Here is a 13,770-nt window from a genome sequence, read left to right as displayed (position 1 = left end):
CGGCCGATCGTCATCCTTATCTGGCGCGCGGGTGCGCCCCGGCCCACACTTCGCGCAGCGCGCTGACCGTCACCAGCGTGTAGATCTGCGTCGTGGTGACCGACGCATGGCCGAGCAACTCCTGTACGACGCGCACGTCGGCGCCGCCTTCGAGCAGGTGCGTGGCGAACGAGTGACGCAGCGTGTGTGGCGAGACCGCCGCGGTGATGCCGGCCCGCTCGGCCGAATCCTGCAGCACCTGCCAGGCGCTCTGCCGGGACAACCGGCCGCCGCGCGCATTGAGGAAGATCGCCGGTGTGCCCTTGCCGCGGCGCGCCAGGTCGGGACGGCCCCGAACCAGGTAGGTGTCCAGCGCTGTGACAGCGGGGCGGCCGATCGGCACCAGCCGCTGTTTGCCGCCCTTACCGTGCAGCATCACCGACCGCGACTCGGTGTCGACGTCGTCGCGATCGAGGCCGACCGCCTCGGAGATGCGCGCTCCGGTCGAATACAGCAGTTCCAGCAGCGCGCGGTTGCGCAGTGTCAGCGGGTTGTCGGCGTCGCTGTCACCGCCGGCACCGTCCAGCAGGGCCAGCACGTCGTCGTAGCTGAGGCTCTTGGGCAGTCGTCGGCCCGGTGTCGGCGGCTTCACGCCGCGCGCGACGTCGATGTCGGTGAGGCCTTCGGCGGCGGCGAACTTGTGCAGCCCGCGCACCGCGATGACGGCCCGCGCGGCAGAGACCGACGACAACGCGACGACGCCGTTCTCCGGATCGCCCTGCCGCAACGCGACCAGGAACTCGCTGACGTCGGTCTCTGTGACCGCACCCAGATCGTCGATGTCGCGGCCGGCCAGGTGCGCGGTGTACCGGCGGATGTCACGTCGGTAGGAACTCAGGGTGTTGGCCGCGACGCCCCGCTCGATGCTGAGGTGGTTCAGGTAGCCCTGGACCTGCTGCTCCAGTCGCGAACGGACCCCCATGGACGCCGAGGCCGCCGGCGTCATCAGTCCTGATCCCGCCGGGTGCGCAGCGCGGTCGGCCGGTCGATCCAGGGCGCGTCGAGCGGACGCAAGTCGGCCGGCCGGTGTGCGGCGGCCAGAATCCCGGCCACCGCAAGGGCATTGACGATCTCGCCGTCGAACACCATCTGCACCGCGTCGGCCAGTGGAACCCGTTTGACCACCAGGTCGGCTTCTTCGTCGTGCGCGTCCGGACGGCCGATCTCGGTGAGCCCGGTCGCCAGGAAGATGCGCACACTCTCGTCGCTGAATCCGGGCGCCGAGTCGACGTCGATCAGCGGCTGCCAGTGTTCGGCGGCCAGCCCGGTCTCCTCTTCGAGTTCGCGTGCCGCGGTGAGGTGCGGCGGCTCGTCGCCCATGTCCAGCAGCCCGGCGGGCAGCTCCCACAGCCGCCGACCGATCGGATGCCGGTACTGGTACACCAGTACCAGGTTCCCCTCCCCGTCGAGCGCGACGATCGCGACGGCCCCGTAGTGCTCGACCACCTCACGGCGCGCCGAGCCACCACCGGGCATCGCGACCTCGTCGGCCCGCAACGCGAAAATCTTTCCTACGTAAACAGTTTCGCTCGAAAGCGTGGCGAAATCGTGTTCAGCCACGGGATTCTTGCAGCTGCTCGGCGTCGTCCGAACCCTCCGCATGTGATCCGTTGCCGTGCACCTCGGAGTCGGCCTCTTCCAGTGGCAGCCGTTCGGCGGCCTTGTAGTCCAGCGACGCCCCGACGAACGCGGAGAACAGCGGATGCGGACGCGTCGGGCGGCTCTTGAGCTCCGGGTGCGCCTGCGTGCCGACCAGGAACGGGTGCAGGTTGGCGTCGTACTCGACGAACTCGACCAGCTGCCCGTCCGGCGAGGTGCCGGAGAACTTCAGCCCGCTCTCGGAGATGCGGTCGCGGTAGGCGTTGTTCACCTCGTAGCGGTGCCGGTGGCGTTCGGACACCTCGGTGGCGTCGTACGCCTGGGCCACGATCGAATCCGCCTGCAGCACGGCCGGGTAGGCACCGAGGCGCATGGTGCCACCGAGGTCGGCCTCGCCGGCCACCGCGTCGCGCTGGTCGGCCATGGTGGCGATCACCGGGTCCGGCGTGTGCTCGTCGAACTCCGCCGAGTTGGCGCCGCTGATGCCCACGGACCGGGCGGCTTCGATGACGATGCACTGCAACCCGAGGCACAGGCCCAGCAGCGGCAGCCGCTGGCGACGGGCATAGCTGATCGCGCCGAGCTTGCCCTCGATGCCGCGGATGCCGAAGCCGCCGGGGATCAGGACGCCGTGCACGTCGCCGAGCGCGGCAGCCGCACCCTGATCGGTCTCGCAGTCATCGGAGGCGACCCAGCGGATCTCGACCTTCGAGTGGTGGGCGAACCCACCGGCGCGCAGCGCCTCGGCCACCGACAGGTAGGCGTCGGACAAGTCGATGTACTTGCCCACCAAGGCGATTCGCACCGTCTCCTTGGGCTCGTGCACCCGGCGCAGCAGGTCGTCCCACTCGGACCAGTCCACGTCGCGGAACGGCAGGTTGAGCCGGCGCACCACGTAGGCGTCCAGCTCTTCGCGGTGCAGCACCTTGGGGATGTCGTAGATGGATGGAGCGTCCGGCGTCGAGATGACGCCGTCGATGTCCACGTCGCACATCAGCGCGATCTTGTTCTTCAGCGGCTCCGGCACGTCGCGGTCGCAGCGCAGGATCAGCGCGTCCGGGGTGATACCGATGCTGCGCAGCGCGGCCACCGAGTGCTGGGTGGGCTTGGTCTTCAGCTCGCCCGACGGCGCCAGGTACGGCACCAGCGACACGTGCAGGAAGAAGACGTTCTCCCGGCCGACGTCGTGGCGGACCTGGCGGGCCGCCTCGAGGAACGGCTGCGACTCGATATCGCCTACCGTGCCACCGATTTCGGTGATGACCACGTCGGGGCGCTTGCCCTTGGCATCGGGCAGCGCCATCTCGAGGATGCGGCTCTTGATCTCGTCGGTGATGTGCGGGATCACCTGGACGGTGTCGCCGAGGTAGTCGCCGCGGCGCTCTTTGGCGATGACCTCGGAGTACACCTGGCCGGTGGTGACGTTGGCCGAGCGCGACAGGTTGCGGTCCAGGAAGCGCTCGTAGTGGCCGATGTCCAGGTCGGTCTCGGCGCCGTCCTCGGTGACGAACACCTCGCCGTGCTGGAACGGGTTCATGGTGCCGGGATCGACGTTGAGGTAGGGGTCCAGCTTCTGCATCGTCACGTGCAAACCACGCGCGGTGAGCAATTGGCCAAGACTGCTGGCGGTCAGACCCTTACCGAGCGAGGAAGCGACCCCGCCGCTGACAAAAATATGCTTCGTCGCGGCCTGTGGGTGCCTGCGTAGCGATGCCAAGAATGACCTCCGTGGTGATGGGGCACGGTAGCGGTCGAGCTACCTGGGGGCCTGCCGACCCACGGAATTTCACCCTATCACCGACCGGCGCGAGCTGAAGCTGACGCGCCGGTGATGGTCGCCACGGCCGGCGGGTTATTGCAGGACGGTCACCGAGCTGGCACCGCGACCGATGCCGAGCTGCGCCGGATGACCGCCGGAGATGAGTTGCTGCAGCGCCAGGACGGCGGTGATGCGGCCGGCCTGGCTGTTGATGTCGTCGACGGTGCCGACCGCGCCGGACAGTCCGGCGTCGGAGCGCACGACCGCGACCGCCGCGGTGCCCGAGGCGCAGCCGTCCCGGCCTGCCACCAGCGTGCCCGCACCGTGCGGCGCCAGGCCCGAGGCCAGTCGGGCCACTGTGGCCCCGCGGTTACCGGCGTCGTCGCCCAGGGCACCGCCGGTGACGATCAGCACGCTGTCGGCGACCCCGATGCGCTGGTTGCCGTAGGTGATGAACCCGGTGTCGCGCAGCGTGGCCAGCACGGTGTCGCGCTGCATGTCGTCGACAGGCAGCACAGCCGGATTGCGGTCCCGCAGCAGGGTGATGCCGAGCAGGTCGCCGGCCTGGGAGCCCTGGTCGATGGTCCGGGTGCTGAGCTGACGCCCGGCCGGCACGATCGGCGAGTTCACCACCGACAGCAGCTTCTCCGAGGCGTTGGCGTCCACGAACTGCTGAGTCAGCGCGACGGTCCCGGTGACCGAACCACCTGCGGCCGCAATCAGTTTCGTGGCCGCATCGACGTCGTCCGTGACGGCGTCCGGGGTACGGAACACCACGACCGACTTCCCCGCCAACGCGTCGCGCACCATCCGCGGCGACATCTGGGCATCGAACTCGCCTGCCGCACTGAGCTTCTGGTTCAGCGCGTTCTTGTCATCGGTCAGGGTGTTGATCTGGTTCTGCAACTCGTGTTTGTCGTCACGCAATCCCGACAACAACGTGTTGGACAACAGGCCGGAACCGAGCATCACCCCGATGGCCAGCGCGAGGAACACCGCGGCCAGTGAGATTGCATGCGAGCGTAGGGAAATCATCGTGCGGCTAGCTCACCAGACCCTGGGCCCACAGCAGGAAGCGGTTCCAGTAGTCGGTCACCAGGTGCAAGACGGTGGCGTCCGCGCGCGCGACGTACAGCGCGACGATGACGGCCACCAGCATCGCCAGCACCAGCAGCGCGATGGCGCCGCCGGAGACCCGACTGCGGTACAGCGTCGCAACGGCTTTCGCGTCGACCAGCTTCTCCCCCACCTTCAGGCGGGTCAGGAACGTCGACGGTGTGCTCGACTGCCGGGTGCGGTCGAAGAACTCTTCGATGTTGGCGCGGTGGCCGGCGGTGACGATCAGCGCGGCGCCGTGGTGGTCGACGAGCAGCAGCGCCAGGTCCGCAGCCGAGCCGGCGGCCGGGAAGGTCATGGCGCCGACACCTAAATCCTGAATGCGCTCAAGGCCTTTGGCGTGACCGTCGGCGTCGGCCGGCAGCACCACCTGGGCGCCGGAGCGCAATACGTCGGCGCTCATCTCCTCGGGGTCGCCGACGATCAGCGCGGGCCGGTAGCCGGCCTTGCGCAGTACGTCCGCGCCGCCCCCGACGCCGACGAGCACCGGCTGGTACTCCTTGATGAACGGCTTGATGGCCTTCAGGTCGGCTTCGGCACTGGGGTCGTCGGTCACGACCACAACGTGCCGACGAGCCACGTCGACGTCGATGTCCGGGATGCCCATGCCGTCGATCAGCAGCGGGCTCTCGCTGCGGATGAACTCGATGGTGTTGCCGGCGAACGCCTCCAGGTGCGCGACGAGACCGCTCTTGGCCTCGTGCATCATCTCGTGGATCTGCTCGTCGCTGCGCTCGTTGCCGAGGACCAGGCGACGGTCGCCGTTGTAGATGCCGCCGTTGTGCAGCCGCACCTTGGCGCCGTCCTTGACCTTCTTGAAGACCTCGGGGCCGGTCTCATCGATCAACGTAACTCCGTTGGCGACAAGCACTTCCGGGCCCAGGTTCGGGTAACGGCCGGAGATGGACGACGATGCGTTCACCACTGCGGCGACCTCGGCCTCGACCAGCGCGTCGGCGGTGATGCGGTCGAGGTCCAGTGCATCGAGGATGACGATGTCCCCCGGACCGACGCGGCGCAGCAGTCGGTCGATGTCGCGGTCAACGCGGGCGGTTCCAGTCACGCCCGGCTTCGGTCCGGCATTTCGGGTGAGCAGCGCTGCCATCTTCATGCGTCGATTCTGGCGATGAACCCTCAAGTAGAGGTGGAGGCGCGCCGTAACATCAGCCTCAGAAGTTTTCTTTTGTCACATCTGTAACAGCCAATCGGTCTCAATCTCGCTTCGCCGCGTAGTGCCGAGCAGCCTTGGCGCGGTTGCCACAGGTCGTCATCGAGTGCCAGCGCCGGGTGCCGTTCTTCGACGTGTCGTAGAACCACAGGACGCAATGCGGGTGCGCGCACTGCTTGATCCGCCCGGCCGACTCGGCCAGCAGTTGCAGCAGGTTGTCCGCGGCGAGCCAGCCCGGCAGCCACTCAGATCGCGGCACCTCCACGTCGTCCTGCGGCCCGGAGTCGGCGAGGGTCCGTCGGATGCGACCGTGGTCCAGGACTGCGTTCAATTCGTCAGCCGAACCGTCGGTGACCACCTGCAGAATCGCCTCGCGAGCGCGCACCAATGCCGTCCGGGTTTTCTCGTCGGCGCCGCACCGGTCGACGAGATCGTTGGCGACCAGCCAACATCGGAGCCCCGCCACATCGGTGAGGAGATCCTGCGGCCCGTCCGCCGACATCCACCGGGTGTTCAGCAGGTCCAGCGCGAGGGGTTCGCCGACATGCGGGCGCGGATCACGCATAGCTGAGATTAACCGCCTCTCCTGCATCGACAGCCTCCCGACAGTCCACTAACCATCTATTTTGATTTTGGTGGTTGACACGTTGCGCTACTGATTCTAACCTTCAAATGTCAGTTAACTAGTTACAACGGAGGAACCGATGACCACCGCCATCACACCCAAACTCGCCCCCGGGCATGTCGGACTCAACGTCACCGACCTGTCCCGATCCGTCGACTTCTACCGCCGCGCTTTGGGTTTCGAACAGCTGGGCATCAGCGACGAGGGCGAGCACCGCTTCGCCTTCCTGGGTTCCGAGGGCACCCTGCGGCTGACCTTGTGGCAGCAGAGCGACGGCGCGTTCTCCACCCGCAGCCCGGGCCTGCATCACCTGTCGTTCCAGGTCGACACCATCGAGCAGGTTCAGACCGTGGAGGCCGCGCTCAAGGAGCTGGGTGTGACCTTCGCCCATGACGGCGTGGTGGCGCACGGAGAAGGCGCGGCGTCGGGCGGCATCTTCTTCACCGACCCCGACGGCATCCGGCTGGAGATCTACGCACCGAATGGCGCGCAGGCCGCACCGGCGCCGAGCGGCGCCGCCCCCACCTGCGGATTCTTCTGAGCCGCGCCATGAATGCCTACCACGCCGGTGAGCTGGCAGTGCAGCGGCGCATGGGACAGGCGGAGATCGCCGCCCGCGTCGGCCGGATGATCCGTACGGAGATTCCGGCCGCCGCGGCGGCCTTCCTGTCCGAGCAGCCGATGATCGTGCTCGCCGCGACCGACGACGCCGGCCGGGTGTGGGCCAGCCTGGTCACCGGCCCCGCCGGCTTCGTGCACGCCGACGACGACCAGACCATCGCGGTCGACGCCCTCCCCGTCCCGGGCGACCCGCTCCACGAAGTCCTGCGCCGGCCGGGTCAGCAGGTCGGCATGATCGCGATCGAACCGCAGACCCGACGCCGCATGCGGGTGAACGGCAGCGTCCAACCGGCCGAGTCCGGACTGCGTATCCACCCCGACCAGGTGTACTCGAACTGCCCGAAATACATCTCGCGCAGGCACATAGACGAGGTGGCGGACGTGGCATCTCCCGCGGTCGTTCGCAGCGCCGATGTGCTCGACGAACGGTTACAGCGGATCGTCGCGCGCGCCGACACGTTCTTCATCGGATCGGCCGATCCGGAGGGGAACGCCGATGCGTCGCACCGCGGCGGCAATCCGGGCTTCCTGCAGGTGCTTTCGCCGAACCGGCTGCGGTGGCCGGACTATCGCGGGAACTCGATGTTCATGACGCTGGGCAACATCAGCGCTAACCCGCGCTGTGGACTGCTGATACCGGACTGGGAGACCGGGACCACCCTCCAGCTCACCGGCACCGCCGAGATCGTGTGGGACGGCGGCGTCGCGGGCTCCCAATGTTCAGTGGAATTCACCGTCGACGAGGTGATCGAGCTGACCGACGTCAGCCCGCTGCGGTGGGGCCAGGCAGAGCTGTCACCCGCGAACCCTGACTGACTAGGGCGCGGCATGCTCCTGCTGGGCCGCCGCCAGCAACTCGCGGGCGTGCGCGCGGCCACTGTCGGTGTCGCCGAGTCCGGCCAGCATGCGGGCCAACTCGGCGACCCGGTCGTCGTCCTCGAGGCGGACCACGCGACTCGACTTCGGGCCGCTCTCCACCACCAGGTGCACGTCACCGTAGGCGGCGACCTGCGGTAGGTGCGTCACCACGATGACCTGGTGCGTGCGGGCCAGCCGGGCCAGCCGCTTACCGATCTGCACCGCGGCGCGGCCACCGACACCGGCGTCGACTTCGTCGAACACCATGGTGGTGCCCATCGAATTCGTGCGCGATGCGACCAAAACGACCTCGAGCGCCAGCATCACGCGGGACAACTCACCGCCCGAGGCGCTCTTGGCCAGCGGCAGCACGTCCGAACCGCTGTGCGGCGTGAAGCCGAACTCGACGGCGTCGACGCCGTCATGACCGGCATGCACCGCGGTGCCGTCCGGCAAGGTCAACGGTGCGCTGTCGTCGGCGCGCGCTTCGAGCGGCGAGACCGCGATGCTGAAGCCGGCGCCGCCCATCGCCAGGCCTGCCAGCTCGGTGGTCACCGCCTTGGCCAGGGACTTCGATGCCTTGGTTCGCGCCTTGGTGACCTCGGCAGCGGCCAGCACGACCTTGTCGTGCCGTTCGTCGACCTGCTTCTGCAGTTCAGCCAGGGCTTCTTCGGAGACGTCGAGCTGCGACAGCCGCTGCCGGGCGTCGGCAGCCCACTGCAGCACCCCGTCGATATCGGCGGCGTACTTGCGGGTGAGGATGCGCAGCTCGGCTTGGCGGGCCAGCTTGGATTCCAAAGTGCTTGCGTCACTGGGTAACTCGGACAGGTAGTCACCGAGTTCGCCGGACACGTCGCCGATCACCGCAAGCGCCTCACTCAGCCGGTCGCCGAGGGCGCGCAGGACGGAGTCGTCCGTCGCCGACAACGCGGACTTGGCCTGCGCGGCGGCATCCAGTGCGGAGGCGGCGTCGTCCGACGGGCCGTCACCGAGCTCCCCGGACAGTGCCGCGCGTGCGGTCTGCGCCGCGTCGCGCAGCGCGTCCAGTTCGGACAACCGGCGGATATCAGCTACCAGCGCGTCGTCCTCGCCCGCTTCCGGCGCAACGGCGTCGATCTCCCCCAGCCCGAACTGCAGCCGGTCGGCTTCCAACGCGAGGTCCCGCGCCCGGTTACGCCGGTCGATCAAATCTCTACGTGCCGTGAGCCATTCGTCACGCAGCTTGCGGTACTTCGCCAGCAGCCCGGTCACGTCGACGTAGCGGTCCAGCGCGCCGCGCTGCTCGTCGGGGCGCATGAGGCGCAGCTGATCGTTCTGTCCGTGCAGGGCGAGCAGTTCGGTGGTGAACGTGGCCAGCGACTTCGCCGGCACACTGCGGCCGCCCAGGTAGGCGCGCGACGGCCCGTCCTTGCTGACCGACCGCGCGGCGATGACGCTGCCGTCGTCGTCCCGGTCGGCGCCCGAGGCTTCCAGGATCCCGTCGACCCGCTCGGAGACCCCGTCACCGAGTTCTGTTGTGGTGAAACGGCCTTCGACCACCGCGCGGGCGGAGCCCGAGCGCACCCGGCTGGCATCGGCCCGCGCACCGCCCAGTAGATGCAGGCTCGTCACGACCATGGTCTTGCCGGTACCGGTTTCCCCGGTCAGCACAGTCAGGCCACGCCCGAATTCGGCAGTGGCCGCACTGATGGCGCCCAGCGCCTCGATGCGGATCTCGGTCAGCATTACTGGCCGCGCCACCCTTTCACCGGCAACCGGAATTTGCGCACCAAACGATCAGAGAACGGGGCGCTGTCGAGACGAACCCATTTCAGGGACGTGTGACACCGGGTGACCTCCAGCCGGCCGCCGGCCGGGACCACCATCTGGCGACGGCCGTCGCAGAACACCATGGCGTCATTGTTGCCTGATTCGACCTCGATCGCGATCGCAGCGTCCGGGCTGGTCACCATGGGACGGGCGAACAGCGCGTGAGCGTTGTTGGGTACCACCAGGATTGCTTCCAGGTCCGGCCACAGAATCGGGCCGCCGGCGGAGAAGGCATACGCCGTCGACCCGGTGGGGGCCGAGACCAGCACACCGTCGCAGCCGAACGCCGAAACCGGCCGGCCGTCGACCTCCAGCACCACACTCAGCACACCGAACCGGCTGCTCTTCTCCAGGCTGGCCTCGTTGAGGGCCCAGCCCCGCTGCACGATCTCGCCGTCGACCCGGACCCCGATGTCGAGCGTCATCCGCTCTTCGACGCGGTAGTCCTTGTCGATGATGCGCTCGAGGACGTGGTCGATGGCCTCGGCCTCGGCTTCCGCCAGGAAGCCGATGTGCCCCAGGTTCACCCCGACCACCGGGATCTCGGCATTGCGGGCCAGTTCCGCGGCCCGCAGGAAAGTGCCGTCGCCACCGAGTACCAGGACCAGTTCGCAGCCCTCGGCCGCGTGTTGGTCGGGATCGACGACCGTGATGTCGACTCCGAGTTCCCGCATGTGGTCCGGCGCCAGGTGCAGGGCACCACGGTCGACGGCCTCGGCCGCGAGGACACGCAAGCCGATTCCGTTGTCGCCCAGTACCTTTTCCACCCGGGTCGCGGTCTCGGTGGCTTCGTCGCGCCCGGTGTGGATCACCAGCAGGACGGTGCGTTCGCGCGTCACTGCGGCCCCTCGGCGACGGCGCGGCCGACGGCGGCGACCAGCGCGTCACCCTCGAGCGGTTGATCAGCGGTGGCCCGCAATCGCAGGAAGAACTCCACGTTGCCGGACGGGCCAGGCAGCGGGCTGGCCGTGACGTCGACTGCGTGCCAGCCGAGTTCAGCGGCCCGCCGCGCCACCGTCAACACGGCATCGGCGCGCAATTCCGGGTCGGAAACCACACCACCGGCTCCGACTCGATCCTTGCCCACCTCGAACTGCGGCTTCACCATGGGAACGATATCGGCTTGGGCCGACGCACATGCGGTCAGTGCCGGTAGGACGGTGGCCAGAGAGATGAACGACAGATCGGCCACCACCAGGTCGACCGGCCCGCCGATGGCCTCGGCCGTCAGCTCCCGCACGTTGGTCCGCTCCATGACGATGACGCGATCATCGGACCGCAATGACCAGGCCAACTGGCCATACCCGACGTCGGCGGCGACGATCTCGCGCGCGCCACGGTCCAACAACACCTCGGTGAAACCCCCGGTAGAGGCCCCAGCGTCCAGGCAGCGCCGTCCCTCCGGCGAGACGCCGAACGCATCGAGGGCACCGATCAGCTTGTGGGCACCGCGGGACACCCAACTGCGTTCGGCAGATTCGGCGACCAGGAGATTGGCCGCGGGCGTGACCGCGGTCGAGGCTTTCGATGCTCGCATGCCGTCGATGGTCACGCGGCCGGCCTCGATCAGTTCGGCAGCCTGTTGACGCGACCGGGCGAGCCCCCGCCGGACGAGTTCAGCATCAACACGTGCGCGTCGCGTCACGTGCGATCACCCCTTCTCGACCGATTCCAGGGCCCGGACCAGCAGATTGTGGGCGTGGTCCAAACCCGCCGCGACAGCTTCGAGGTCCGGGGTCTCGTAACCTTCGCCGGACAGATCCGGGAGGTGGGACAGCAGGACCGCGATGTCTTCGCGGATCTGGTCAGGATCGGTACTCATAGCGATGTTCACGCTAGCGGATCGGTGCCGTCGAGCAGCGACCACTGATCCAATGCCGCGCGTGCCGTGTCGTCGCCGGCCGAGATCCGCACCCGACCGTTCGTGGATGTGGCCCATACCGCGACGGCGGTGGCCCGGACCACCGACAGTGCGTCATCGATCGGTTCGCCGGTGGCGTGCACCGTGACGTCATCACCCGACATCTCGACCTGCCACGCGGGGTGCGGCCCGATCCGCAGCACGTCCGCAGGAGTCGCGAGCGAGCGCAGATCCGGCGCCACGTAATCGGGACGCTCAGTGGGGATGGCATGCACCATGTCGGCTGCGGTGTTCACGCCGGTCAGCACCATCAGGCTCGGCAGACCGGCGGCGTTGGCTCCCGAAATATCGGTGTCGAGCCGGTCCCCGACCACCAGTGGGGTCTCGTACCGGCCGCGGGCCAGGGCGTCGTTCATCAACGTCGGCTGCGGCTTGCCGGCGACCTGAGGCACCTGTTCGGTGGCGGTCTGCAGCGCAGCGACCATCGACCCGTTGCCCGGCAGCAGACCACGTTCCGACGGCAGCGTCTTGTCGACATTGGCCGCCACCCAGAGACCGCCGGCCCGGATGGTCAACGCCGCCTCGGCGAGGTCGGCCCAACCGGTCTGCGGCGAATGTCCCTGCACCACAGCGACGGGGTCGTCGGAGAATTGCCGTACGGGAAGCAGCCCGACGTTGGCGACCTCAGTCACCAGCGCATCGGTTCCGATGACCAGGACCTTCGCGCCCTGCGGCAGCTGCAGCGCCAATAGGTGTGCCGCACTCTGGGCGCTGGTCACCACATCGTCGGCATGCGCGGAGAAGCCGAGCGCGTCGAGGTGATCGGCCACCTCCGCCGGGCTTCGCGACGCGTTGTTGGTGACGTAGAGCTTGCGGGACGTGACCGCGGCGAGCGCGTCGACAGCTCCTTCAGTGGCCTCATGCCCACGGAAGACCGTGCCGTCGAGATCCAGGAGCAGACAGTCGTGCAGCAGTGCCAGCATCGTCACGTCAGCCCAATTCGGCGGCGCGGTCCTCGGCATCCGTGACGCCTTCCAGGTCCGCGGCAGCCGCATGAAGGAACCACTGGAGTGCGTCATTCGTGCGGTCGAGGGCGAGCAGCGTCTCGGCGTACACGTAGAACAGCCGCGCCGCGGTCTGGCCCGTGCGCGTGGAATCCAGCGGCGGGTTCGACAGCAGCGCCAGCGCCTGAGCCGGCTGCCCCAGGTCGCACCGCGCGCCAGCCAGGACGATCTTCAGTTCGTCGGCGTCATCACCGGTGAGCTGCTCGGCTTCGGGACTGCGGCCCAACTCGATGGCGCGCTCCGGACGGCCGACACCGCGCTCACAGTCGGCGATCAGGGCAAGTAGCGGAGACTTGCTCCCCATCCGTCGCGCCGCGCGCAGCTCGGACAGGGCCTGCGCCCAGTCCCCGCAGTAATAGGCCGCGATGCCGACGGCTTCGCGGATTGCGGCGATGCGCGACGCACGAGCGCGCGCGGCCCGCGCATGCTCAAGTGCTGCTTCAGGATCTTCTTCGATGAGATCGCCGGCCATGACCAGGTGCTTGGCCACATAGTCGGCAGTCGCCTTGTCGAGGGTCGTCAGCTCGCGACGGACCTCGGGCGACAGCTGCTTGGCTTCGACATCGTCGGGCAGTCTGGGGCCAGCCGGCCGATCCGACGTCGACGCGCCATCACGGGACTGAGGTGGCCGGCCGTTCCGATCGGAGCCGGGCCGCCTGGGTCCCTGCGGGCGGTCACGCTGAGGCCGCTGTCCTCGCCGTGCGTCGCCATCGTCCCTGCGCGAGGGGCGACGATCGTCGCCCTGCCTGTTGTCGACCACTGGAACCTTTCCCTACGAAATCTCAGGTCAGAATACGGCCCGACATGTCCTTGGCCGAACTTTGCCCGCGAAACTCTCCATCCGCGCACCGGCGCCGAACCCATCGGCGGCCGGCCCGGGGCCTATTTCCGAGCTGAGAAATAAAAATTCCTCAAATAGAATCACCCCCCACATAAATGTGGGGGGTGATTCCTAATTTGTGTTCGGCGGTGTCCTACTTTTCCGCCCGTGCAGGGCAGTATCATCGGCGCTGGCAGGCTTAGCTTCCGGGTTCGGGATGGGACCGGGCGTTTCCCTGCCGCTGTTGCCGCCGTAACTCTATTTAATTACGCCTCCACCGGCCCGTTTAGCACCCTTTGGGGGTGTTATTTGGTGGTGGGGTGTGGTCTGTTCGACTTTTGTGTCGTGAATAGTGGTTGCGGGCACGATGTGCAATGTTCTTGTTTACACACAATTGGTTCTTTTTTGGTGTGTGTAAGTTTTCGGCCGGT

Annotated in this window: 14 protein-coding genes and 1 rRNA gene; 2 read left to right on the top strand and 13 right to left on the bottom strand. The window is 67.9% G+C overall.

Annotated elements, in window-relative coordinates; genetic code table 11:
- Window positions 1-16: 16 nt before the first annotated feature.
- From xerD to AC1U2B_RS26375, 6 genes are all read right to left on the bottom strand, one after another.
- On the bottom strand, window positions 17-985 hold the full coding sequence (gene xerD / locus AC1U2B_RS26400; RefSeq protein ID WP_480219110.1) for a site-specific tyrosine recombinase XerD: 969 nt from the start codon (window positions 983-985) through the stop codon (window positions 17-19).
- The gene (locus tag AC1U2B_RS26395; protein WP_480219109.1) at window positions 985-1,599 is read right to left on the bottom strand and encodes an NUDIX domain-containing protein; all 615 of its coding nucleotides are present in this window, start codon (window positions 1,597-1,599) and stop codon (window positions 985-987) included. Before AC1U2B_RS26395 ends, xerD begins: the two co-directional genes overlap by 1 nt.
- Window positions 1,592-3,355 (bottom strand): CTP synthase, encoded by a 1,764-nt coding sequence (locus AC1U2B_RS26390; protein ID WP_480219108.1) that lies wholly within the window; start codon window positions 3,353-3,355, stop codon window positions 1,592-1,594. The genes AC1U2B_RS26395 and AC1U2B_RS26390 overlap by 8 nt, the downstream gene beginning before the upstream one ends.
- Window positions 3,356-3,490: 135 nt before the next feature.
- Window positions 3,491-4,432, bottom strand: coding sequence for a copper transporter (locus AC1U2B_RS26385; protein WP_480219107.1), 942 nt, complete (start codon window positions 4,430-4,432; stop codon window positions 3,491-3,493).
- 7 nt (window positions 4,433-4,439) lie between these two features.
- Window positions 4,440-5,624 (bottom strand): putative cytokinetic ring protein SteA, encoded by a 1,185-nt coding sequence (gene steA / locus AC1U2B_RS26380; protein WP_043398752.1) that lies wholly within the window; start codon window positions 5,622-5,624, stop codon window positions 4,440-4,442.
- Between the two features lie 100 nt (window positions 5,625-5,724).
- On the bottom strand, window positions 5,725-6,246 hold the full coding sequence (locus AC1U2B_RS26375) for a CGNR zinc finger domain-containing protein (protein ID WP_480219106.1): 522 nt from the start codon (window positions 6,244-6,246) through the stop codon (window positions 5,725-5,727).
- A gap of 139 nt (window positions 6,247-6,385) precedes the next feature.
- Between AC1U2B_RS26375 and AC1U2B_RS26370 the strand changes: the two genes are divergently transcribed.
- Window positions 6,386-6,847, top strand: coding sequence for a VOC family protein (locus AC1U2B_RS26370; protein WP_133762793.1), 462 nt, complete (start codon window positions 6,386-6,388; stop codon window positions 6,845-6,847).
- An 8-nt stretch (window positions 6,848-6,855) separates the two neighbouring features.
- Complete coding sequence (locus AC1U2B_RS26365) at window positions 6,856-7,743, top strand: pyridoxamine 5'-phosphate oxidase family protein (RefSeq protein WP_480219105.1); 888 nt, start codon at window positions 6,856-6,858, stop codon at window positions 7,741-7,743.
- Here AC1U2B_RS26365 and recN read toward each other — a convergent pair whose 3' ends face one another.
- The 7 genes from recN to rrf all read right to left on the bottom strand — a co-directional run bounded on the left by recN (window position 7,744) and on the right by rrf (window position 13,594).
- The gene (gene recN / locus AC1U2B_RS26360; protein ID WP_480219239.1) at window positions 7,744-9,510 is read right to left on the bottom strand and encodes a DNA repair protein RecN; all 1,767 of its coding nucleotides are present in this window, start codon (window positions 9,508-9,510) and stop codon (window positions 7,744-7,746) included.
- Entirely contained in the window at window positions 9,510-10,433 is a 924-nt protein-coding gene (locus AC1U2B_RS26355; RefSeq protein ID WP_260938368.1) for an NAD kinase, read from the bottom strand. The genes recN and AC1U2B_RS26355 overlap by 1 nt, the downstream gene beginning before the upstream one ends.
- Window positions 10,430-11,239 (bottom strand): TlyA family RNA methyltransferase, encoded by an 810-nt coding sequence (locus AC1U2B_RS26350; protein ID WP_480219104.1) that lies wholly within the window; start codon window positions 11,237-11,239, stop codon window positions 10,430-10,432. The genes AC1U2B_RS26355 and AC1U2B_RS26350 overlap by 4 nt, the downstream gene beginning before the upstream one ends.
- Window positions 11,240-11,245: 6 nt before the next feature.
- Window positions 11,246-11,416 (bottom strand): hypothetical protein, encoded by a 171-nt coding sequence (locus AC1U2B_RS26345; protein ID WP_480219103.1) that lies wholly within the window; start codon window positions 11,414-11,416, stop codon window positions 11,246-11,248.
- 8 nt (window positions 11,417-11,424) lie between these two features.
- Window positions 11,425-12,477, bottom strand: a complete 1,053-nt coding sequence (locus AC1U2B_RS26340) for an HAD-IIA family hydrolase (protein ID WP_480219102.1) — start codon at window positions 12,475-12,477, stop codon at window positions 11,425-11,427.
- Window positions 12,446-13,279: a tetratricopeptide repeat protein gene (locus tag AC1U2B_RS26335; RefSeq protein ID WP_418001533.1), complete on the bottom strand. Its 834-nt coding sequence runs from the start codon at window positions 13,277-13,279 to the stop codon at window positions 12,446-12,448. Before AC1U2B_RS26335 ends, AC1U2B_RS26340 begins: the two co-directional genes overlap by 32 nt.
- A 201-nt stretch (window positions 13,280-13,480) precedes the next feature.
- Window positions 13,481-13,594: ribosomal RNA gene (rrf, locus tag AC1U2B_RS26330) — 5S ribosomal RNA — on the bottom strand.
- Window positions 13,595-13,770: the final 176 nt, after the last annotated feature.

The sequence above is a fragment of the Mycolicibacterium sp. P4_G11 genome, assembly GCF_056555145.1.
The sequence above is the reverse complement of the archived record's forward strand: the minus strand, read 5'-3'. Positions and strand labels throughout refer to the sequence as shown.